At 49.2% G+C, this 22,819-nt stretch carries 18 protein-coding genes; 9 read left to right on the forward strand and 9 right to left on the reverse strand.

The genetic code is table 11. From position 1 onward, the window contains the following. Nucleotides 1–155 precede the first annotated feature (155 nt). From MSED_RS02015 to MSED_RS02045, 7 genes are all read left to right on the forward strand, one after another. Nucleotides 156–1,745, forward strand: coding sequence for an APC family permease (locus MSED_RS02015; RefSeq protein WP_012020356.1), 1,590 nt, complete (start codon nucleotides 156–158; stop codon nucleotides 1,743–1,745). A 5-nt stretch (nucleotides 1,746–1,750) separates the two neighbouring features. Next, nucleotides 1,751–2,068 (forward strand): Rieske (2Fe-2S) protein, encoded by a 318-nt coding sequence (locus MSED_RS02020; protein WP_012020357.1) that lies wholly within the window; start codon nucleotides 1,751–1,753, stop codon nucleotides 2,066–2,068. Nucleotide 2,069: 1 nt separating this feature from the next. After that, entirely contained in the window at nucleotides 2,070–2,867 is a 798-nt protein-coding gene (locus MSED_RS02025) for a CAP domain-containing protein (RefSeq protein ID WP_012020358.1), read from the forward strand. 49 nt (nucleotides 2,868–2,916) lie between these two features. Next, complete coding sequence (locus tag MSED_RS02030) at nucleotides 2,917–4,566, forward strand: acyl--CoA ligase family protein (protein ID WP_012020359.1); 1,650 nt, start codon at nucleotides 2,917–2,919, stop codon at nucleotides 4,564–4,566. An 81-nt stretch (nucleotides 4,567–4,647) separates the two neighbouring features. Next, nucleotides 4,648–6,399, forward strand: coding sequence for a S9 family peptidase (locus MSED_RS02035; RefSeq protein ID WP_012020360.1), 1,752 nt, complete (start codon nucleotides 4,648–4,650; stop codon nucleotides 6,397–6,399). Nucleotides 6,400–6,597: 198 nt separating this feature from the next. Next, nucleotides 6,598–7,788, forward strand: a complete 1,191-nt coding sequence (locus MSED_RS02040) for a thiolase domain-containing protein (RefSeq protein WP_012020361.1) — start codon at nucleotides 6,598–6,600, stop codon at nucleotides 7,786–7,788. Beyond that, nucleotides 7,785–8,318, forward strand: coding sequence for a Zn-ribbon domain-containing OB-fold protein (locus MSED_RS02045; RefSeq protein ID WP_012020362.1), 534 nt, complete (start codon nucleotides 7,785–7,787; stop codon nucleotides 8,316–8,318). The genes MSED_RS02040 and MSED_RS02045 overlap by 4 nt, the downstream gene beginning before the upstream one ends. 164 nt (nucleotides 8,319–8,482) lie before the next feature. On the opposite strand, the gene MSED_RS02050 is transcribed toward MSED_RS02045, so the two are convergent. Genes MSED_RS02050 through MSED_RS02060 form a run of 3 tightly spaced genes read right to left on the reverse strand, consistent with a single transcriptional unit; the run spans nucleotide 8,483 to nucleotide 12,604 of the window. Beyond that, nucleotides 8,483–9,430, reverse strand: coding sequence for a zinc-binding dehydrogenase (locus MSED_RS02050; RefSeq protein WP_012020363.1), 948 nt, complete (start codon nucleotides 9,428–9,430; stop codon nucleotides 8,483–8,485). Beyond that, entirely contained in the window at nucleotides 9,430–11,385 is a 1,956-nt protein-coding gene (locus tag MSED_RS02055) for a 3-hydroxyacyl-CoA dehydrogenase/enoyl-CoA hydratase family protein (RefSeq protein ID WP_012020364.1), read from the reverse strand. The genes MSED_RS02050 and MSED_RS02055 overlap by 1 nt, the downstream gene beginning before the upstream one ends. A gap of 10 nt (nucleotides 11,386–11,395) precedes the next feature. Next, the gene (locus MSED_RS02060; RefSeq protein ID WP_012020365.1) at nucleotides 11,396–12,604 is read right to left on the reverse strand and encodes an acyl-CoA dehydrogenase family protein; all 1,209 of its coding nucleotides are present in this window, start codon (nucleotides 12,602–12,604) and stop codon (nucleotides 11,396–11,398) included. 168 nt (nucleotides 12,605–12,772) lie between these two features. Here MSED_RS02060 and MSED_RS02065 point away from each other — a divergent pair, with 168 nt between their 5' ends. Next, complete coding sequence (locus tag MSED_RS02065; RefSeq protein WP_012020366.1) at nucleotides 12,773–14,380, forward strand: long-chain-fatty-acid--CoA ligase; 1,608 nt, start codon at nucleotides 12,773–12,775, stop codon at nucleotides 14,378–14,380. Here MSED_RS02065 and MSED_RS02070 read toward each other — a convergent pair. Both MSED_RS02070 and MSED_RS02075 read right to left on the reverse strand, forming a co-directional pair. After that, a complete protein-coding gene (locus MSED_RS02070; RefSeq protein WP_012020367.1) occupies nucleotides 14,366–15,583 on the reverse strand; it encodes a TldD/PmbA family protein in 1,218 nt (405 codons plus the stop codon). The genes MSED_RS02065 and MSED_RS02070 overlap by 15 nt on opposite strands. After that, nucleotides 15,584–16,963 (reverse strand): TldD/PmbA family protein, encoded by a 1,380-nt coding sequence (locus MSED_RS02075; RefSeq protein WP_012020368.1) that lies wholly within the window; start codon nucleotides 16,961–16,963, stop codon nucleotides 15,584–15,586. Between the two features lie 197 nt (nucleotides 16,964–17,160). Here MSED_RS02075 and MSED_RS02080 point away from each other — a divergent pair, with 197 nt between their 5' ends. Next, a complete protein-coding gene (locus MSED_RS02080; protein ID WP_012020369.1) occupies nucleotides 17,161–17,895 on the forward strand; it encodes a nucleotide-binding protein in 735 nt (244 codons plus the stop codon). 1 nt (nucleotide 17,896) lies between these two features. Here MSED_RS02080 and MSED_RS02085 read toward each other — a convergent pair whose 3' ends face one another. From MSED_RS02085 to MSED_RS02100, 4 genes are all read right to left on the reverse strand, one after another. After that, the gene (locus tag MSED_RS02085) at nucleotides 17,897–18,331 is read right to left on the reverse strand and encodes an alanyl-tRNA editing protein (protein WP_012020370.1); all 435 of its coding nucleotides are present in this window, start codon (nucleotides 18,329–18,331) and stop codon (nucleotides 17,897–17,899) included. 1 nt (nucleotide 18,332) lies between these two features. Next, complete coding sequence (locus MSED_RS02090) at nucleotides 18,333–20,027, reverse strand: acyl--CoA ligase (protein ID WP_012020371.1); 1,695 nt, start codon at nucleotides 20,025–20,027, stop codon at nucleotides 18,333–18,335. Nucleotides 20,028–20,236: 209 nt separating this feature from the next. After that, complete coding sequence (locus MSED_RS02095; RefSeq protein WP_012020372.1) at nucleotides 20,237–21,520, reverse strand: MFS transporter; 1,284 nt, start codon at nucleotides 21,518–21,520, stop codon at nucleotides 20,237–20,239. Nucleotides 21,521–21,571: 51 nt separating this feature from the next. Beyond that, nucleotides 21,572–22,804 (reverse strand): APC family permease, encoded by a 1,233-nt coding sequence (locus MSED_RS02100; RefSeq protein WP_012020373.1) that lies wholly within the window; start codon nucleotides 22,802–22,804, stop codon nucleotides 21,572–21,574. Nucleotides 22,805–22,819 lie beyond the last annotated feature (15 nt).

Below are 22,819 nucleotides of genomic sequence, written 5' to 3' on the forward strand. Positions count from 1 at the left end.
CTTACTTTTACTTTCCTATATGGATTGTTACTTTTCTACATCTACAGGAATTTGCTTCTCTTATATTTTAAGGTTTAGTTGCAAATGTAATTTTAACGAATCAATGTTTAGTTGTAGTAAAGCTTAAAATTCAGGGTCATTGACCACTTGCAGAGATGGAAGATAAAAAGACCCTTTTCCTGAGGGAGTCCTCCGGTCTCGTGAGGGAGGTCAGTCCTTGGTCTTCTATGTTTGCCACTTTCGGACTGGTGACCGGGGGAGTTCCAATTTTAATCCTAACCTGGCTTTTTACAGCGCCTGGGGCCAACTGGCCCATGGCGTTTCTCCTGACTCTGCCCCCCACCCTTGGTATGGCCTACCTCTTTTACCTAGCGGGGGTAGCCATGCCCAGAGCAGGTGGGGACTACGTATTCAACAGCAGGGCGGTTCATCCGCTCGTGGGCTTCGTGAATTACTTCGGGCTATTCATTGGGTTCGGTCTCTCACTGGGCTACTACAGTTATCTGGGGGCTCAGTGGTTTGGTTACCTGTTTTCCGGGTTAGGGCTCGCCTACAATAACCAGGAATTCCTAAACCTAGGAAACTGGTTCTCTGGAACCCAGGGTAGCATCGTGGTGGGATTGATCATTGTGATAATCTCGGCTATCCTAGCCTCAGTCCCTAGGGCCCAGTGGAGATTCGTCACGGGAGCAGGGATTATCACGTTCCTCTCTACGATAATCATGTTCGTAGCTCTGGCTCAGATAAATCCATCTTCCTTTGCGCATGCTCTCTCAGCAACGACAGGTATCCCCAACGCGTACAACCAGGTGATAAGCGACGCCACCAGCAATGGGCTCAAGTTCGAGTCACCCCTCTACGCAACCTTCCTAGCAGCTCCCGTTATATGGTACTACTACACGTGGTATAACCTGCCCCTATCCTGGGCTGGGGAGATGAAGCAGGTAAGAAAGAACGTACTTTACGCTACCGTGGTGGCCATACTCATCATTGCCGTTTACTACACCACGTTCACTTTCCTCAACCTTCACGCCTTCGGTTCCAACTTCCTAACATCTTGGAGTTACATCAGTAACCAAGGAGTTAACGATACGGTGTACTCGAACCTCCAGAGCATAGGTGACTTCACCCCGTTCTTCGCCTTCATTGTAACCCATAGCCTACCGCTCTTCCTTATCATGTTCTTGGCCCTATGGTTGCCCAACTTCTACAGTAATCCTCCCCTTGTCACAGGCCTTGTGAGGTATCTCTTCTCCTGGTCCTTCGACAGGATAATGCCAGAGTGGATGGCTGACGTTAACGAGACGTTGAGGGCACCAGTGAAGGCGACGCTCCTGGTGGGGGCAATGGGCGTCATAGGTCTGTTCCTTTACGCTTATAATACTCCAGTATCTCTCGTGGATGTCACCGTGGTGTTTGAAATAGGCTACGGTGTGTTCGCCCTTTCCACGGCATTAATGCCATATGTTAGGAAGAACGTGTACGAGGGAACCTTCCCCAATAAGACCAAGGTGGCTGGAATACCCCTTGTGACCATCGTGGGTAGCCTGGTTTTCGCCTTCACCCTGTTCCTCCTGGCCTACACATGGAATAACCCGGTCCTATTACCCATCAACTTAGAGACAATACTCTCGCTTGTTATAATATATGGTCTAGGGATAGCCATCTACATGATATCCTCCCTCAGGGCGAAGAAGAAGGGTCTGGACATAAACATATTATTCCAGGAAATACCGCCGGAGTGAACGGGATGTCAAGGGAGGTTGAGTTTTTTGAGGTAAAGGGTTACCCCCTGATGATCTTCAGGGATGAGGGGAAGGAGAGAATCTGGCTTGCTGGCTGTCCTCACAAAAGAAGACCTCTCTCCAATTCCCAGGTGAGCGGAAAAGTGATAAGGTGCCCCTTTCACGGGGCAGAGTTCGATCTATCCTCGGGGAGACTTGTGAAACCGCCAGACTCGAAAACCCCCTGTCCCAACGACTGCTCCCTGGTGGAGGTGAAGTTGGTGAACGGCGAGCCCTTGTTCTCCAGGGAGCCCTTTGTACCCTCCCTTCCGAGGAAGGAGTGATTTGTTACCTAGTGAGATCCTTAGCCTAGTTAACGAACTCAGGAGAAGACACGGAGTTCCAGAGGTCAGGTATGCCAACACTGGTGTCGCACAGTATAGGGCCAATTACATGCTCAGGGAGAAGCTTTTCAATCACTATGATAGGCAGGGCCTCCCGCCCTTCTATTACTTCGCGATACATGGAAATTACTTCTACTCTGAGGAAGCCATAGGTTACGTTCAATTTAGGAATTATCCAGAGCACATGGTTGAGGAAGCCGTTAGGGGTATAATCATGGACATGGTTTACAGAGACGCTGATAGCGGGTGGGGACATAGGGACACCCTCCTTGATCCTTGTTTCAATTACGGCGATGTGGGTCTAGCTAGAGATCGAAATTACGTCTACGTGGATGTCACAATGGTCTCTGCGTGGATACAATGGGCGAGTCCTCCACGAGTCAAGGACAACATGTTTCATGCAAAGGGTAAGGTTTTTCACATGGTTCCTGAAAGGGTTACACTCTTCAGGGCGGAGGTAAGTGAGAGAAACCTTGAGAAGAGATCCTACGATCTAGGGGAGCCTATCGCAATGGTCCTTCCAGAGCCGTACTACGTTCGTGGGATCGAGACCATTAGGCCTAAGACCTGGAGGATGGGGCAGGAGCTCGAGTTAGAATTTCGACTGCCTAAGTTTCAGGGTCTGGTGTCGGTGGTGATCTCTGGAAAAGACTTAAGGAACGTGAGGTGGAACCCCATGACTCCGAAGCAAGTGGGGGAGTGCAACCTCCTATGTTATCCGGTACTGATGCAAGGTTAAAGTCCAAGCCCTCTCAACGTTTTTAAGCCATAACCATTCTCTTTAATTGATGGGCGGATTCAAAATACCCAACTACGAGGGGGTAGATCCAACAGGTTCTTGGTACTCGGTTCTAACTCCTCTCCTCTTCCTTGAGAGAGCTGGCAAATACTTCAAGGACAAGACGGCAGTTGTTTACAGGGACAGTAGATACACCTATTCCACCTTCTACGACAACGTCATGGTTCAGGCCAGTGCCCTGATGAGGAGAGGGTTCTCGAGGGAAGACAAACTTTCCTTCATTTCACGGAACAGGCCTGAGTTCCTTGAGTCGTTCTTTGGGGTTCCATACGCGGGTGGAGTTCTAGTCCCCATCAATTTCAGGCTCTCACCTAAGGAGATGGCCTACATTATCAACCATTCCGACTCCAAGTTCGTTGTGGTGGACGAGCCGTACTTGAACTCACTGCTGGAGGTAAAGGACCAGATTAAGGCTGAGATCATCCTCCTGGAGGACCCAGACAATCCCAGTGCCAGCGAGACAGCCCGGAAAGAGGTGAGGATGACCTATCGCGAGCTAGTGAAGGGAGGGTCGAGGGATCCTCTCCCTATCCCAGCGAAGGAGGAATACTCCATGATAACGCTTTACTACACCTCAGGGACTACGGGTCTGCCCAAGGGGGTGATGCATCATCACAGGGGTGCCTTCCTTAACGCCATGGCCGAGGTACTGGAACACCAGATGGACCTCAACTCGGTTTACCTCTGGACCCTCCCAATGTTCCATGCTGCGTCCTGGGGTTTCTCTTGGGCCACAGTTGCTGTGGGAGCAACCAACGTGTGCCTGGACAAGGTAGATTACCCCTTGATATACAGGCTCGTGGAGAAGGAGAGGGTCACTCACATGTGCGCTGCCCCAACGGTTTATGTGAACCTAGCAGATTACATGAAACGTAACAACCTTAAGTTCAGTAACAGGGTCCACATGTTAGTGGCAGGCGCAGCTCCCGCCCCGGCTACCTTGAAGGCAATGCAGGAGATTGGCGGTTACATGTGTCACGTGTATGGGCTTACCGAGACCTACGGGCCCCACTCCATCTGTGAGTGGAGAAGGGAATGGGACTCGCTTCCCCTGGAGGAACAGGCCAAGCTCAAGGCAAGACAGGGCATACCATATGTAAGCTTTGAGATGGACGTGTTTGATGCTAACGGCAAACCTGTTCCATGGGATGGGAAGACCATTGGCGAGGTAGTAATGAGGGGTCATAACGTAGCTCTTGGGTATTATAAGAACCCCGAGAAGACCGCGGAGTCTTTCAGGGATGGGTGGTTCCACTCAGGAGACGCTGCCGTGGTTCACCCAGACGGTTATATCGAGATAGTGGATAGGTTCAAGGACCTGATCAACACAGGAGGCGAGAAGGTTTCCAGCATTCTCGTGGAGAAAACTCTCATGGAGATCCCTGGCGTGAAGGCAGTAGCCGTGTATGGTACTCCAGACGAGAAATGGGGAGAAGTGGTAACTGCGAGGATAGAATTACAGGAAGGAGTCAAGCTCACGGAGGAGGAGGTGATAAAGTTCTGCAAGGAGAGATTAGCTCACTTCGAGTGTCCCAAGATTGTGGAGTTCGGTCCCATACCCATGACCGCCACGGGTAAGATGCAGAAGTACGTGCTCAGGAACGAGGCTAAGGCCAAGGCAAACAAGGAGAAGTCTTAGTGGGCCTTGTCTTCACGTTATATCTAGTTCTAGTTCTTGTTATTCCCCAACAGCTTAATACCTTGAGCCCCTACTCTCCTTATGGATCCCAAGGAAGCGTATTCCTTGAAAGTCATATCTGAAGTCAAACTTGAGTCCCAGGGACTCATACACGGTGAGACTTGGATAAAGGACAATGCCTACTTCACGACCATCTTCCTGAACAATAGACCAATCCTAGAGGGCAAGGTCTCCCTCCCTAGGTTCCTGGGAGAAGATCTATATTACGTTAGGAATGATGGTTCAGCAACACTGCTGGTTCAGTCACCCTATGGGGAACCCAGAAAGCTCGCGGAGCTGGGTAAGATACTCAAGTTCGAAAAGCACGAGAAAGGCCTACTCATCCTGGGAGAAGATCTTCTGGATAAGCAAGCTCCCTCAGCACCCTTTATCACGGAAAAGAGGAAGTACAGGTTTGACGGAAGGGGGCTCCTCAGGACGAGGACCTCCCTCTACCTAGTGAAGGGCAACGACGTGGTCAAGGTCCTGGGAGGAGATTTTGACGTCACTGACTTCTCCACTAACGGTAAGAGGGTAGTTGTATCTACTACCCAACCAAATGACGACCTAGGCTTGAATGCCCTTTACGAGCTTGATCTTGAGACCGGAGAGACCAGGAGGATAACCAAGGAGGACGGTATGATAGTCGCAGTTGCCATGAACTCTGACGGGGACGTTGCGTACCTAGGACATGATAAGGGGAAGTCTCCGTGGGCAGTGAGGGAGGTGATCTTCCCTGAAAGAGGGGAGAGATACCTGTGCGGAAACACGTGCGGTTCCACGGTCCTCACAGACGTCTTTGATGGGGCTAAGGAAAGGCTAGTTTTCCTGAAGAACCAGGTCATCACCTTGGGCCAGATGGGAGGAGAGGTAAACCTGTACCGGATAAGCGACAGGAAGGTTGACAAGTTGACTGAAGGGAAACAGGTGGTGAGGTTATTCGACTACGACGGGAACTCCCTGGTTTACTCCTTCATGACACCTGAAAAGCCCTCCCTTCTGTTCCGTGGAGAGGTATACGATCCGGACCCAAATGTGAAAGGGCTCATGCCCGTGAGGGTTAGCTCCAAGATTGAGGGGTGGGGCATCATCACGGGAGATAAGCCCACAATCCTCTTCATTCACGGTGGGCCACATATGGCCTACGGTTACGGTTACTTCATCGAGTTTCAATTCTTCGCCTCAAACGGTTTCAACGTGATTTACGCTAACCCAACAGGAAGCCAGGGTTATGGAGAGGAGTTCGCCAAGGGATGCGTTGGGGACTGGGGAGGAAGGGACATGGCAGAACTACTGGAGTTTGTGGAGGACGCTAGGAGGCAGTTTAACCTGACTAAGAGGATGGGAGTCACGGGAGGGTCCTATGGAGGTTTCATGACAAACTGGATCATTACTCACTCTGAGATCTTTTCAGCTGCAGTGAGTGAGAGGGGTATCTCGAACCTAGTTAGCATGTGCGGTACGAGCGACATAGGCTTCTGGTTCAATGCCGTGGAGTCAGGGGTCGATGATCCTTGGAATCCAGAAAACATGGAGAAGTTAATGAGAATGTCCCCAATATACTACGTTGGGAAAGTAAGTACTTCCACCATGTTCATTCATGGGGAAGAGGATTACAGGTGCCCCATAGAACAGGCGGAGCAGTTTCACGTGGCCCTTAGATCTAGGGGAGTCGAGAGCAAGCTGGTGAGATATCAGGGAGACGGGCATGAACACGCAAGGAGAGGGAGACCAGACAACATGATGCACAGGTTAACAATAAAGTTACAGTGGTTCAAGGACCACCTCACGTAATCTTTGGGATGCTAATCTTAATGAGTGATTCTGATAAATTCAGTTTTTATGATCCTTGACCGCCATAAATAGCGTGAACTCATCCTGAACTACCAGGTCTTCAAGTATCAATGTGAACTATTCCGCCCTTAAGGATGGGGATTTCTGTCCCCTTAAACCCCCATTTAAGTTAAAATCTACAATTACCATTATCCTACTATGACCAATGTAGCTATTATTGGAACAGGCCACTCCAAATTTGGTTCTAGGACTGACGTGAATCTTCAGGAGCTGGCCTGGGAGGCAGTTAAACAAGCCCTCGAAGAGGCTAACGTGGAACAGAAGGACATCCAATACTTCTCTGTGGGAAATGTGGGAACTTGGAGTGCTGAACCTCTCCCCGCTGTGGTTATTGGCGAATACTGTAACCTAGCGCCTAGCGGTACCATGAGGGTTGAGGCTGCATGCGCCTCTGGGAGCGCCGCCCTTAGGGACGCGTACTTGGCAGTGAAGTCAGGCGAGGCAGATATAGCTATGGCCATCGGGGTCGAGCAGATGCATCAATCCCCAAATCCCACCGTAGTCGAGATGATAGGAAGAGCTGGCAACTACTTCTGGGAGTTTGAGAACTTCGGTCTAACCTTCCCTGGATACTACGCCCTGTACGCCACAGCATACATGAACAAATACGGCCTCAAGGAGGAGGATCTAGGTAAGATTGCTATCAAGGCTCATCATTATGGAGCCCTGAATCCCTATGCCCACTTCCAGAAGGAAATAACCATGGAGGAATACCTCAAGTCTCGCCCTGTGGCATGGCCCTTAAAGTTACTCGACTCCTCCCCCATCACCGACGGGGCAGCAGCGGTCATACTAGCCTCTGAGGAGGTAGCCAACAAGTACACTGACTCGCCTGTCTGGATTGAAGCTCAGGGGGTCGGATCGGGGACAGCTAACCTATCCAGGAGGACGGACTTCACTACTATAGATGCGGCCAGGATGGCAGCGGAACAGGCCTATAGGAGGGCAAAGATAAATCTCGACTCTCCCTGGAAGGAGATCGACGTTGCAGATGTACATGATTGCTTCACGATAGCCGAGATAGTGGCCTATGAGGACTTAAGGTTCGCGAAGAGGGGCGAAGGCCTCACCCTAGCTAGGGAGGACCAGACTTACATAGGAGGGAGAATTCCAGTTAACGTTGATGGAGGCCTCAAGGCCAAGGGACATCCAATCGGCGCCACAGGGGTGAGCATGGCAGTTTCCTTAACTAGACAATTACTGTATAGAGCCCCCAACAAGGGAATGCAGGCCGAGATAAGGAACGGGAGAGCCTTGGCTCACAACGTGGGTGGTACAGGTCATTACGCCTACGTTACTCTCTTCTCCACAAGGAGGCCGGGACTATGATATCAGATGTAAGGGATGCAAAGCAGAAGGAAATAGCTGAGGTCCTAAAGCAACTGGACATGCTAACCAAGATGACGGGACTACCCATTTATCCTGAGCCGAAAACAGGAAATCCCCTATGGTCAGATGTAAGGGAACTTGACCTAAGGTATCAGATTCCGGTAAAGAAAATATCGAAATTCTTTGATGAGCTTAAGAAGGGGAAGGTCCTAGCCACAAGGTGTTCAAAATGCGGTACAGTATATTTCCCGCCTCAGGATGACTGCCCCAAGTGTAAAACTTCAAACCTAGAGTGGAAGGAGATCCAGGGAGAAGGTGAAATCTTAACGTTCACTGTGATTTCAGTGAAGCCTCCTTCATTTGCCCACTACCCTGATTACGTTGTTGGGATAGCCAGGTTTGGGGACGTAAATGTGACCGCATGGGTGGACGGTCCTAGGGAGAAGATAAAGGTTGGCTCGAGGGTTAAGCTTGACGTCTCTAAAAGGGAGCCTGAGGGATATATTACATATAGACTAATCTTAGTTTAATAACTTTTTTAAGTATTCTCCTCAAAAAGTAGAGGAAAGTTACTCACCGTCTCATCCCTTTCTCGAGATTAGATGTTGAGAAAAGATAAGTTAGACTTTTTCTTAGAAGATGATAGAAATTCTCATGAGTTTGACGTTAAATGAGGATTATGCGAATTATCTCCTCATCCTGTAACTAGTACCGCCCTTCCCAACACCTTCCCTTCCATTAAGTCCTTCATCGCTGTATTAACTTCTCTCAGGTGATATTTTCTATACACAGGCTTCACTTCTCCCTCATGTATAAGTTTGACCGCCTCTTCTACCTCAGCCCTCGTGTATGACGCCGACCCAACTATTCTATGCTCCCTCATGATGGTGAGGGCAGGTCTAGCCAGAGAAATTTCCTTTCCTGTCACGTTACCCACTAGGACTAGGGTTCCCTCCCTTCTTAGGGCTCTTAAGCTCTCATTTATGGTTTCTGAACCCACTAGCTCAATGACCACGTCAACATCCTTAACCTGTTTGGAGAAGTCCTTCTGTGTTATAACCTGGTCCGAAAATCTGGACACGATCTCGCTCTTAGAAGGAGACGTAACAGATACTACCCTAGCTCCCAATGACTTAAGGTACTGGATGGTATGTATTCCCACTCCTCCGCCTGCCCCAGTCACGAGTACAGTGTCTCCCTTTTTGACCCCCGCAACCTTGCTGGAGTGTATGGCAGTTGCCAGTGGACATACCCCTGCAGCGTATTTCTCGTATTCCCTATCGGGCAATGGGAATATTCCACCCTCTTTCACCGTAACCACTTCCGCGTATCCTCCAGGTCTAGCTTCTCCCAGGAATCTAGCGTTCTCACATAGGTTCTCCTTCCCGGCTCTACAGTACCTGCATTCCCCACAAGTCTCAACACCGTATACGCCCACCGGGTTTCCCTCATACTCACCGTAAATCTCATGGCCGAGAATTAGGGGAGGCGTCAGGTTCCTGAATCCTCCCCTCCATATGACCAGGTCTCTCCCACACATTCCTGAAGCCTTAACCTTGACAGGGAGGCCCTCGCCCACATCCGCCTCTCTCAAGACTAGGGGTTCTGAGAACCTCTCGAGGACTGCAGCGAAAGCTCTCATTATTCTCCCCTAAAGTTGGGTTTCCTCTTCTCCAGGAAAGCCCTTACCCCTTCCTCGAAGTCCTTCGTACTGAAGAGGAGACCGAAGAGGCTAGCCTCCAGGGAGGTTCCTGTCCAGATATGAGTCTCCTCCCCCAGCTTATAGGCCAGTTTCGCTGAGGCCACTGCCAAGGGAGATTTCTCGGCTATGGCATTGGCCAACTTTCTTACCTCAGACTCCAACTCCTCGGGCTCTGCCAGGAACTCTACAATCCCCAGCCGATACGCCTCCTCAGCCTTCACTCTTCTACCCGTTAACACGAGCTCTAGGCCTTTCCTTCCACTCAACCTGGACAGACGCTGAGTTCCTCCTCCACCGGGTATCAGCCCTAGGTTTATCTCCGGCTGTCCCATCTCCGCAGTCTTAGATGCCACCCTGAAATCTGCCGAAAGGGCTAGCTCCATCCCTCCTCCAAGGGCGAGACCATTGATCACTGCTATTACTGGCTTGGTTAGAAACTGAATCTTCATGAAAACTTCGTGGAACTTCCTAGATGCAATCATGGCCTTGACTGGGGTTAAGGAACCGAACTCAGTTACATCAGCCCCAGCACTAAACACTCTCCCTTGCCCAGTAATCGCAATAACCCTAACGTCCTCTCTCTCCTCTAGGGAGTCTAGGGCCTGGTTTATCTCCCTTATCATGTCCCCGTTGATTGCGTTATACCTAGTGGGCCTGTTCAGGACTATCCACGCTAGTGGTGGTTCTACCCTCACGACGATCGTGGAGTACTTTGCCTCTTCGTGGGCGTAGGTGTGAAATCCCTGCCCGCTCTTCCTTCCTAACTTGCCCTCCTTAACCATGGAGAGCAGAAGGGGATCTGGGGAATAGTGATCCATGCCACTCGTCTGCCTCATCTCCTCAAGGGTGTTCACCACAACGTCGATCCCAATCTCGTCTGCATAGGAGAGGATTCCCTTGGGTAGCCCTAGACCTAGAACGCATCCCTTTTCAGCGTCATCCTTACCAACTATGCCTTCCCTAAGAAGGTAGCTCACTTCGTTAACTGCGGGTGATATGAGATATCTTCCCAGCTTCTTCGAGGTTGAGGGAAGTGTTGGCCTGACGAACTTTCCAGGGGATGGATACTGGTAATATCCGCTTCCTGACTTGACTCCAAGCTTACCTTGGGACACCAACTTCTCCGTGGAAGAACACGGGAAAGCCTTGAAGCCTCTCGCCGTAACGGCTTTCCAAACGCTATAACCTATGTCTAGTCCCGTGTAATCCGCAAGAAGGAAAACGCCCATTGGGAAACCTAGTTCCTCTATGGCTGACGAATCTACCTCCTGAATCGAGGCGATCCCTTTCTCAACCAGATAACATCCAGCCTCCATTATCCTCAGAAGTACCCTGTTCACAAAGAATCCAGGGACATCCTTTACGACTATGGTCTCCTTGTTCATTGATTTCGCCATCTCCGCCGTGGTCTTCACCACTTCGTCAGACGTGTCCTTTCCCCTCACAATCTCCACAAGGGGCATCAGGACTGGAGGATTGAAGAAATGCATTCCAACTACCCTCTGCGGTGACTTAAGCACAGAGGCTATCTCTGAAATTGGCAAGGAACTGGTGTTAGTAGCTAACACCGCAGACGGAGATGCGTGAGCCTCAGCGTTTCGGAAAATGGTCCTCTTTAATTCAAGGTCCTCCTTTACCGCCTCTATTACAAAATCAGATCCTTTGAGGGCCTGTGCCTGATCCGTCTCAGGGTGAATCCTCGCCAGTACCTGCTCAACTCCCTCCTTGAGGGATCCAGATTCCCTTAGTTTTGAGAGGCTCCACTTTATCCTCTCCATTGCCTGTTGTAGTATTTCCGTGGAGATGTCGTTCATCCAAACCTCATTACCAGCAATGGCAGCAAGTTCAGCAATGCCGTGCCCCATTACTCCTGATCCGATTACGGTTACCTTCAAGATCAAGACCTCAGGAAAGTTGTATGTCTATCCCCACAAGTTTTCTCACTAGATCCCTGGCTACCATTAACCTCTGTATGTCATTGGCTCCCTCGTATATGGTGGTGATCATTGCGTCCCTTAGGTAACGTTCTACTCCAGTCTGAACTTCTACTCCTGCTCCACCGTGTATCTTTATGGCCAGGGAAGAAACCTGTTCCGCTACCTCAGTAGCGATCATTTTTGCAAGCGAGGCCGCAGTTACTGCTAGGTTGTGGTTTTTCTCAGCTAGGGTTGCAGCCCAGTAGGTGAGTAACCTCGCTGACTCAAGGTGAGCCAACATGTCAGACAGCTTAAAGGCTATTCCCTCAAAGGAGATCAGGGGCCTCTCGAAGGCCTGCCTCTGCAGTGAGTAATTGAAGGCCCTCTCGAATGCTCCCTGGGCAATTCCCACGGCTTGGGCCGCTACGCCAACTCTGCCCCTATCATACGTCGTGACCGCAACCTTAAAGCCCTCATCCACCTTTCCCAGGACGTTCTCCTCTGGTACTTCCACGTTGTCCAGTATTACTTCGTTGGGTTGCTCCCCCCTAAGCCCCATAACGTTTATCTTAGATCCTATCTTAACGCCGGGCCAGTCCCTCTCCACAATGAAGAAAGTCAACCCTTTCCACCTCTCCTTCTTGCTGGGAGGTGGGCTTGTCCTGGCTGAGACCACAAGGAAGGACGCCTTATCAGACCCTGTGATGAAGTACTTCCTCCCGTTTAGTATCCACTTATTTCCTTCCTTCCTTGCAGTTGTCTTTATTCCGGCGACGTCACTACCTGCCCCGGGCTCGGTATTGGCGTGGGCGGCGAAAACTTCACCCCTAGCTACTGGTGGGATGTACTTCTTTTTCTGTTCCTCGGTTCCAAAGATTAGGACAGGGGTAGTAAAAAGATGATTAGCTCCTATCCTTACCATGAATGCTGGAGACACCCTTGAGAGTTCCTCGTTGGCTATGGTGGTCATCATCATGTCTCCTCCCTGGCCACCGTAGGCCTCAGGAATTCCAACTCCCATTAGGCCCATCTCCCTGGCCTTCTGGTAGATTTCATCTGGGATAGAGTTCTCCCTCTCTATTCTTTGAACGTTGGGAAGAAGCTCCTTCTCTGCAAATTCCCTCACTGTTCTCCTGAACAGCTCATGATCTTCGGATATCTTTATTTCAAAATCCTGCAAGTTTTCAAAAGGAAACAAGTTAGATCGTGTATAGATATATCGAGCAAAATATAAAATTTAGCTCGTGAATTTTGATACAAGAGCTGGAGGTAAGATATCACCTTTCCAAGCAAGAGAATCAAGGTTTTACTACATATAGAAAAAATGTATAACTAAACTTAAATGCTAAGAAAAGGTATGATATGCATGGGATATTATAACTACAATTTAACGGTGGATAAGCTCCTCGACTACGGGTCCACCGTGTACTCAAGCAAGGAGATCGTGTATAGGGATAGGAGGCGTTACACATTTTCCAAGTTTAGGGAGAGAGTAGAAGCCTTCGCTCAATCGCTTCTTAAGATTGGCGTGAAGCCAGGTGACAAGGTGGCTGTAGTTGACTGGGACACAGACGTTTACATGACAGCATATTACGCCGTGCCCATGATAGGGGCTGTCCTGCACACAGTTAACGTTAGATATCCCCCTGAGGTCATGCTTAAGACGGTGCTTCACGCTGAGGATAAATGGGCCATTGTCAGGGATGAGTTTACCCCGCTCCTCGAGAAGGGAAAGGCCTTTCTTGGCGGGCTGAAGGGAGTGATCACATATTCAGATGAGAGAGAGAAGGTTAAGACTAGTTTCCCTACCCACGATTTCTGGGAGCTCCAGGAGAGCGGTGAAAGGTTGCCTCCCCAGGAGATCAAGGAGGACATGCAGGCGACCGTTTTCTATACCTCTGGTACCACAGGTGAGCCGAAGGGTATATGGTTCACGCACAGGGACCTGGTTCTTCATTCCATGAGCGTGGCGCTCACCACATCTAAGCCTCCACTTAGGTCGTCACAGGACGACAACTTCATGATTCTCGTTCCCATGTTCCACGTTCACCAGTGGGGGTTCCCCTACGTCACGATGCTCGTGGGGGCAAATTATGTTCTGCCTGGTAGGTATGACCCAGCGATGGAGATAGAACTCATGAGAAAGGAACACGTTACATTCTCCGCCATGGTTCCCACAATCCTTTACATGATTCTATCTCACCCCAACGCGTCCAAATATCCAGAGGTGTTTAAGGGTTGGAAGGTTATGATAGGTGGGTCGGCTTTGCCCACTGAACTGGCATATGCAGCTAGGAAGATGGGGATAAACATTGCCGTAGGATATGGGATGTCCGAGACAGCACCTGTGCTAACTGTGGCCTACTACACACCCGAGGTGGAGAAGTTGCCAGAGGAGGATAGGTTCCTCCAACAGATAAAGACAGGAGTACCCATACCCCTGTCTCAGGTAAGGGTAGTTGATGAGAAGGGAAACGACGTTCCTAGGGACGAGAAGACTGTGGGCGAGATAGTTGCCAGGGCGCCTTGGCTAACGAGGTCGTATTATAAGGATCCCGAGAGGACCGAAAAGCTCTGGAAGGACTCATGGCTTCATACTGGAGACCTGGCGGTTGTGGACAAGTATGGATACATCAGGATCGTGGACAGGGATAAGGACGCCATAAAGAGCGGAGGCGAGTTCATCCCCTCGCTTATACTTGAGGACATCATCTCCACCCATCCTAAGGTAGGAGAGGTAGCCATTGTGGGGATGAAGGACGAGAAGTGGGGAGAGAGACCTGTGGCATTCATTGTTCCCAAGGGAGATCTAAAGGAAGAGGAGATAAGACAGTTCCTATTGACTAAGGTCGAGGAAGGGAAGTTGCAGAAGTGGTGGATTCCAGACAGGTTCGTCTTCGTAAAGGAATTCCCGAAGACTTCCACTAATAAGATAGATAAAAAGGCTCTACGTAATCAACTAAGCTCTGGTTAAGTTCACTCCCTCGACCAGGGCGAATGGGTAAACCCCAGGTAGGGGTGCGTCCCACCAAGCTACAGGATATCTTTCCTTGGAAAGCTCCCTTATTCCGGAGATTATTTTTCCCAGTTTGTCAGCTATCCTCACCCTTCCTGCCACTCCTGCAGGTTTACCTCCCCTTATTACCACAACTGCATCCCTCCCAACGGTCGAAAACTGTCCCTCAGCTCTGTTCTGGAACCTGGTGTACCAGTTATTGTTGAAGAGGATCACATTACCCTCCAGCAGGGAGCTCTCTGACACCTCTCCAGGAAGGACCTCCAGAGTCCACGGCCTTGGGTAGACCCAACCTGCGTTTCCTGTGGTGTCTTGATTAAGCATCTTCCCAACCTCTATGTTGAGGAGGGGACTCGTGTAGACCCCCTTGTTCACTATGGTTGTCTTCCTAGTAGGCACCGCCTCGTCGTCGAATTCCCAGGAATTTAACTCGTCTCCCTTGGGGTTATCGATCAACGTGAATTTCTGGCTGGCCACAACATCACCTGGCTTGTGGGTTGAGAGAAAGCTGTTTCCTGTCATTATACTGTAACCTGAGGCAGAGTAGGCCACAGTAGCCATGAGATTACCCATGACCAGAGGGGAGAGTACAACGTCATACTTTCCGTCTGAGATTTCGTATTTTCCCGTGATGGAGGCATACTCCTCAGCCCTGGAGATCGTGTCCTTCACCTTTCTCTCGTCGTAGAAGGAGGAGGCAAACGCCCATTGTCCGCTATAATCCCCATTCTTGGCCCTGAAATATCCCTGGAACCAGGTTCTACTCTCCTCCCCCTCAAATCCGTGAATTGTGGTGAGCCTCTTGGTAATTACGGTTGCCGTGACAGTGCCGTATAGGGGGTACCTGGAGTTGAGGAGAGGTAGGAGGCGTGAGGAATCCTCAAAGAGGTTCACTACCCCCTTATCAACCTTGGAGAAGGAGTATTTACCTGACCTCTCCAACACCGTGGGAACTATTCTGGACTCGGGAAGCTTATCCAGGGCCTTATCCAGGCTCACCTTGTCTAAGGAACTGACCTTGGTCACGGTGAACCTGTTCCCCTTTCTCAGGAGGACGTTGTAGTACTTGTCCCTCAACCTTTGAATGGTCTCAATCTTGCTCTCCACAACCTTGATGACTAGAGTCTGACTAGATATCTCCTGTACAGCGTACGCGTTCATTTAAATCACCTTAACCATGACGTTCCTGAGCCTGAGGTTTGGGCCACCCATGGAGACTGGTATTCCTTGGTCTGGGTCCCCCTTCCCACAAGTGCCAGGGTAAAACTCCAACGAGTCGTCTGCCCCGTCAATAGCTGAGAGGAACTCCGTGGTCTTTCCCTCAAGGACAGGGAAAAGGACCGGTTCCCCAACCTCCCCATGTTTTATCTCGTAGGCCTCAAGCCCAATGTATCTCTGACCCATCCTCATGTCGTCTATGTTCCACTCCATATAGGTCTTGAAGAATATCCCCTCTTTCACATCCTCGACTAGTTCCCTGAAGTTCATGTCCCCTGGAACGAAAAATGTGTTAGACATCCTAATCAGCGGTTCCCTATCAAAACTAGACGCCCTAGCGGATCCGTTGTTGGGAACGTTCCCCCTTTTAGCTGTGAATCTATTCTGCAATAGCTCGTTTACCTCACCTTCCCTTATTAGGAGCTTCCTCCTGGCCTTGACTCCCTCGTCATCTACAAGGAAATAGCCCATGCTATTCTGTATTGTTGGATCGTCTGCCACATTCACCGCAGGGTTACCAATTTTCCTTGAGTTCATAATAGCTAGGTAACTGGTTCCAGCCTGCGCAAACTCCCTTCCTAGAACACGGTCAGCCTCAAAGGGATGTCCCACTGACTCATGAGCCATAATCCCGCTTAGGATGGGGCTAAGAACCACGTCCCTCCTCCCTGTGGTTATTCCTTTCCCTCTCTGGAGAATAAGATCGAGAGACTTGACCCTCTCCACTAGATGACTTCCCACCTTGAGTTCCTTCAATCTCTCCAGCCCTCCACTCTCTCCCAACTCATGCCACGCCGTAATGGTTCTACCGTTCCCAGACATAACTAGGTTGTATGAGACGAGGATTCTAGGGACACGGCCTACAATCCTGGAACCATTAATTAGGATCTCCTTCTCCTCTACGCTCTCGGAATAGGTCAGAACGAAGTTGTGAAGCTTTGACTCTATCCTCTGGGATAACACCTCCTTGGAGATGTCCTTCAGGAGGGCAATCTTCTCCTCCAGGGAAATTGAGGAGAGGGGAGTTTTCTCATCTACCTGATAGGTTCCATTCTCGGGTTCACTATCCAAAAAGTCACTTGACCATCCCATGACCCTTTCAGGACTTGGCTCAAATTCGTTCGGGTTCTGTGATGAAACGAAAAAGAGGGCATCATTGAAGTATCTAACGGAGTATCCTCCCTCAATCTCATCGTAAACCCCGAGCAACTCACCGTTCATTAGGGAAATTACTCTTGACGAAATTTGATGATGCCTAACCTCGACGTATCTGAAGGGAAATCTGCGTGCAATAGATTCGAGCTCATCCTCTATCTGAGTCATACAATGATTGCACAACACGCATTAATGAACTCATCCCTAGTTACAGTATATATGCAGAGTAATATGGGGTAGACTTTCGGTAACTAAACGAACACTCCCCAGATGAGAAATCTTATATGGACTTGTTTCAGACCTGAAAGACACTAACTTCACCAATCTTACAAAATTCTTTTGTACCATCAATCTAATTTTCACATATGAGGATTGTAGTATTGGGGGCCAAAGGAGGAGTTGGGAAGTCGATGACCACTCTCCTTCTAGTGAGGTTCCTTCTCTCCCTGGGAAAGAAAATCATAGTTGTGGACAGGGACATGACAGGTTACATCTCATGGTTAGCAGGAATTAAGGGAAAAGGTCTCATGGCTAGTATCATAGATAATGAGGAACATGATTACTTGAAAACGTTGAACGTGGACAAGGGAGTTCTCCACATTCTCAAGTTTTATGGCGATGGGCCGAGACTTGTGGAGGACGTGAGGTTATTCTCGAGGGAGGACATAGCTACAAAGGTGAGGGAGAAGTATAGGGAAGTTATTTCCCTTCCCCACGATTATGTAGTATACGATAACAGGGGTATGATAGAGCCTAGCGAGATCGAGTTTAGCCTTGAGATAGGGATGTACCTGAGTAAGTATCCGCACACCCACTCCTACTGGGTTTACGTGTCTGATTCACTGGAGGTAAACCTGAAAATGACCCTTGATTACGATGATTACCTTTGGAGTAAATGGTCAAAGAACCTTAACGTGAAGGGAAGATCTTTGGTTATTAACATGGTACCTCCAAACTACAAGCTTCCCAAGCTTGATCTTACCAGATTTAACACAGTGGTTCAAGTACCATTCATGGAGGAACTATTCGAGTATTCAGGTAAGATTGAGGATTTACCAGTGATAAATTCAATGAGTTCCATTGTTTCATCCTTTAGTTGATTTAGGTAACGTCGAAGGCTACCTCAAGAAGTCTTTTAGCTTGTCTAAATCTCCAGTAATCCAGGCGTATTACGCCTATCTCCTTAGTTGTTTGGGTGTGATCCTTGGCGCAGGCGTTTATGTTCCATCCGGGAATCTTCACGATAACCAGTTCCTTAACCTCCGGGGGGACAGGGAAGTAGTCGTAAATGTCGTTACCGTAGATTTTCTCAGCCTCGTTCCTGGGAACTACCTCCCTTAGGATAGGTAACCCTTCATTCACAATCCTATTGGCCTCACGAATGATGTTCTCCATTTCTAGGTCTGTTGGTTTCCTATCCATGATCACAGATATTCTTCCGTGACTTTCCTTAACGTAAGTTGAATAGGTAATCTTAGTGTTAAGCACGCTTTGAAGGGCACCCTTTACCACGTGAAGGGCTGTATGCGTCCTCACCTCAGAAGACGTACTCGTTCTGTCCCACCTCTCCCTTCTTCCTCTTTTCCTCCTCCCTCTTCCTGAGTTCAACCCTCCTGATCTTACCGCTAATGGTCTTCGGAAGTTCATCCACAAACTCGATAATCCTAGGTACCTTGTAAGGCGAGAGAAGGGTCTTCATCTTCTCCCTTATTTCCTCGGCCAGCTCCTTGCTAGGCATGTACCCCTTCTTCAGGACTATGTAGGCCTTCACCAATTGCCACCTCACAGTATCAGGGACTCCAACGACTGCGGCCTCGGCAACTGCGGGATGTTCCAAGAGAGCACTCTCCACCTCAAATGGTCCCACCCTGTAGTCTGAGGTCTTTATTACGTCATCTCCCCTTCCCACGAAGTAAAAGTATCCCTCCTCGTCGAAATACGCCTTGTCACCCGTGTAGTAATATCCTTCCCTAAAGGACTCCATGTTCTTTTTCTCGTCACTATAACCCAGGAAAAGACCAATGGGCCTAGGGTTCAACTTCACGGTTATATGACCCACCTCATAGGGTTTCGTAATCTCCTTGCCTTCATCGTCAAGAAGCCTTATGTCGTAGAGGGGATGTGGCTTGCCCATGGACCCAGGTTTCACCTTGAGGAAGGGGAAGTTCCCCACCATTGCGGTGGTCTCAGTCTGGCCGTAAAAGTCCCTTATGGTAAGGTTGAACTTGTCCTTCCAGATCTTTATGACCTCGGGGTTGAGGGGTTCCCCTGCACTGACTACGGACCTTAATCTCTCAAACCTGAATTGATCAAGGTCGAGGGTAATGAATTGCCTCCAGGCGGTGGGAGGGGCACAAAAGCTGGTCACTCCCAGGTTCTCGACCTCGCCTAGATACCTTCTAGTGTCCAGCTTTCCCTCATAATTTATTCCCACCACGGTTGCCCCTACTAGAAGGGGAGAGAAGAATGAGCTCCACGCGAACTTGGCCCATCCTGTGGCACTTAGGTTTAAGTGGAGATCGCTCTCCCTGACGCCGACTATGGAGGCTGTGGTGATCGATCCCACGGGGTAGGACACTGCTGTGTGGATAACCCTCTTGGGCATCCCAGTGGTCCCTGAGGTGAAGTAGTTTATTATCACGTCTTCACCCCTGGTATCCTCCGGTTCCGCGTTACTGGATTCATCCTCCAGGGAATTCCAGGTCTCCCTCTTCCCATCGATGAGGAATTTCTCGACCTTGAGGGAACCTAGTGCCTCCTCCATCACTGAGGCCCTCAATGAGTCAGAGATGATGGCGCTGGGCTTCAGGTCCGAGAACCTGTACTTCATCTCTGCTACAGTTAGGTTGGTTGCACTTGGAACCATCACGAAACCTCCCTTAATTACGGCCAAGAACACTGCCCAGTGCATGGGGTGAACCTTGGTCATTAGATAGACCACATCTCCCTTCTTCAGGCCGTGTTTCCTCAACGTGCTCAGCACTCTGTTGGACATCAAGGACAGCTCATGATAGCTCAGTTTTGCCTCCTCGCCTGTGTTTATGTCCCTCCAGATCAGGGCCGTCTTACTCCCCCTCTCCTTAACGTGAATGTCCTCAAAGACGTCTCTTACCCAGTTAAACCTCCTTAGGTCTAGTTGACCAACGAGTTTAACTATCTCCTGAAGGGACTTCTCATTGGGAGAGTTCTGAAATTCTATGAACTTCCGGAAAAAGTCTTGAACGGTAACCATGTATAAATCTATACAAAAACATGATTATTAATCTTAAGAGGGAAGAGCAACTGAAAGATTATAGATCTACAGGATTTATCCCGTTTCCCACGAGGAGCGCGAAACGACTCTGAGGAAAAACTTGTGTCCCATGAAAGAAACAGGATTCTTACAACTACAAAAATTTATGTGTTTGTCTTCTAAAAATGGTATCTAACTTTTCTCGGATCTCATCTGCTCTTTCTGACTAGTAATACCACAAGCCCTGCTAGGATGTCGAAGAGGGCGAGGGAGTAAACACCTGCCGTGAAAACCCCCGTTAAGCTCTCTAGGAAGCCTACTATGATGGGACCAGCGATCCCACCCAAGTTGCCCAGTGCGTTTATTAGTCCTATGGACGCTGCAGCTGACTCCTCGCTTAGGAATTCAGTGGGTATAGTCCAGAATACTGGAATGAAACTGTAAATTCCAATAGCAGAGATTACGAAGAATAGGAACGAAATCACTGGCGTCTTGAGTGTAAATGCACTTAAGGATAGCCCAATCCCTGCAACGAGAAATATTGCCAAGGCCAGAGATTTCCTAACTCCGGCCCTGTCTGAATACCTGGAGATGAAGATGAGCGAGATTGAGGCAACGAGATATGGTATAACAGTGAGGTAACTTGCAGTTGAGGCGGAGACGCCGAAGCTCTTAATGATTGACGGCAACCAGATGGTGTAACCGTACAGTGACGTTACGCCAAGGAAATATATCAGCACCAGGAGAAGTACATCCCTATCACCTAGCGCCCTCCTCCACGAGGCGTGGGAAACTAGCTTCTGCTTCTCCTCCTTTTCAACCTTTATCTTGCTTAGAAGTTCCTCTTTCTCCCCCTCACTTAACCACTTTGCATCCTTGGGAAAGTCGGTGAGTAAAAGCCAGATAACAGCCACCGACACGAGAGCCAGTACACCCTCAGCCACGAATAGGTATCTCCATCCGGGATCATCTCCAAACACAGAGAAGAATGAACCAGCTATGAGTCCTCCTATTATCCCTGAGACAGGGATGGCTGCATTGAACAGGCTATTTGCGAATCCCCTTTCGTCCCTCAGGAACCACACGCTGAGGTAAAAGATTACGCCCGCGTAGAAAGGAGCTTCAGCGAGTCCAAGGAGGAACCTAAGCAGGTAGACTTCAGGAACGTTCTGAACAAACCCTGTGAGAATTGTGATTATCCCCCATGCGGTGAAGGCTAACGCAAATACCTTCCTAACTCCAATTCTGCTTATGCCTAGGTTGGAGAATACCTGAGGGATAGCGTAAGCTACGAAGAATAGACTAGAGGCAATGGAGGCTATAAGATCCGCGCTACTCTTGGGAACTCCCAAATCCTTGAACATCCCCGCTGAAATTGCATAGGATATGTTAACTCTATCTAGAAAATTTACTAGATAGAGGTAAAAAAGAATGGGCAACAACCTAACTATCCTCTTGGACGAGGATATGCTCCTCAAGGGTTGATTGCTCATCAAGATAATATTTGAGAAACAATATTATAAATACTCGTGAGAACCGGGAAACTATTTTCTTAGCCTGGTCTCCCTTAGGGCCTCGTAGACTAGTATTCCAAGGAAAAGGGTCACCACTCCTATCTCAAGGGACTGAATTCCCAGTGAGATAAGGAACACCGCAGATAGGGCTGTGGATATCAACTGAAGTATGGGATAGCCCGGCGATCTGAAAACCCCGCGAAGACCTCTGTGCCTGGAAATCATTACCTCAAGTCCTGTTAACATGTAGGAGAATACTATTCCGAAATTACTGGCTAGAGCTATGCTCTCCACGTTTCCTAGGAATAGTGAGACAACCATAATTGCCCCCACTAGAATGAGAGGATGTCTCACTGGAAGTTGAAAGTCCTTGGACAATTGATCGAGAGTCCTTTGCCCCGCCACAATTATTGAGAGTGTAACGCTTACGGTTGCAATTAAGGCCGAGGCCCCAATTACGTAATATATCACGGACGGCGCATGTATGGAACTAAGGGTGAGGGAGAGCGGCGCCGAGGATAGCCCGTAGTATGTGTAAGGTACTGCATCCACCATGGCAAAGATGACCGAAATGTAAATGAGGGATGTTATGACCAGAGACCACACGATAGCTCTAGGAATCACCTTCTCGCCGTTCTCGGTTGAGGGAGTGAGGGTCGCTATGGTGTTAAATCCAGAGTAAGCGAAAAATGCTAAGTTTGAGGCCAGAAATAACCCCGTCACGCCGTGAGGAAGAAAGGGCGTGAAGTTGTGAACTCTGACTCCTGCTATGACGAGAGTAGATACCGTAAACATGATAAGACTAAAGAGGTTCACGAGAACGAGAATCGTTTCGACGTTGGCCACGAGTCTCAATCCCAAATAATTGAGAAAAAGTAATACCACGATAAGGATCACAGCCATAGGGTAATACAAAATTGACGGAATACCAAGTTGGGTCATGTATCCCGAGAAACCCAGTGCCGTCGCAGCTCCGCTAATAGAATATGCGATTACCCTAAACCATCCCACGAGAAAACCACTCATCCCACCTAAGGTCTTTAGGGTAAAGCTGTAAACTCCACCTTCCACATCAGTGTAAATCGAGGATAGTTCGGCGCTATTGAGGCCCACGGTCATGGCATAAATTGCCGTGATGACGAAGGCTAGAATTGCCCCAGGGCCCGCAGCGGATATGGTGGCGCCCGCCATGACGAATATTCCTGCCCCAATTATGTTACCTAAGCCTATGAAGAGGGCCTGCCAGAAGGTAAGTTTCTTCATTCACGGAAATGTATG

Origin of the sequence: Metallosphaera sedula DSM 5348 (assembly GCF_000016605.1) — an archaeon.
GTDB classification, from domain to species: Archaea; Thermoproteota; Thermoprotei_A; order Sulfolobales; family Sulfolobaceae; genus Metallosphaera; species Metallosphaera sedula.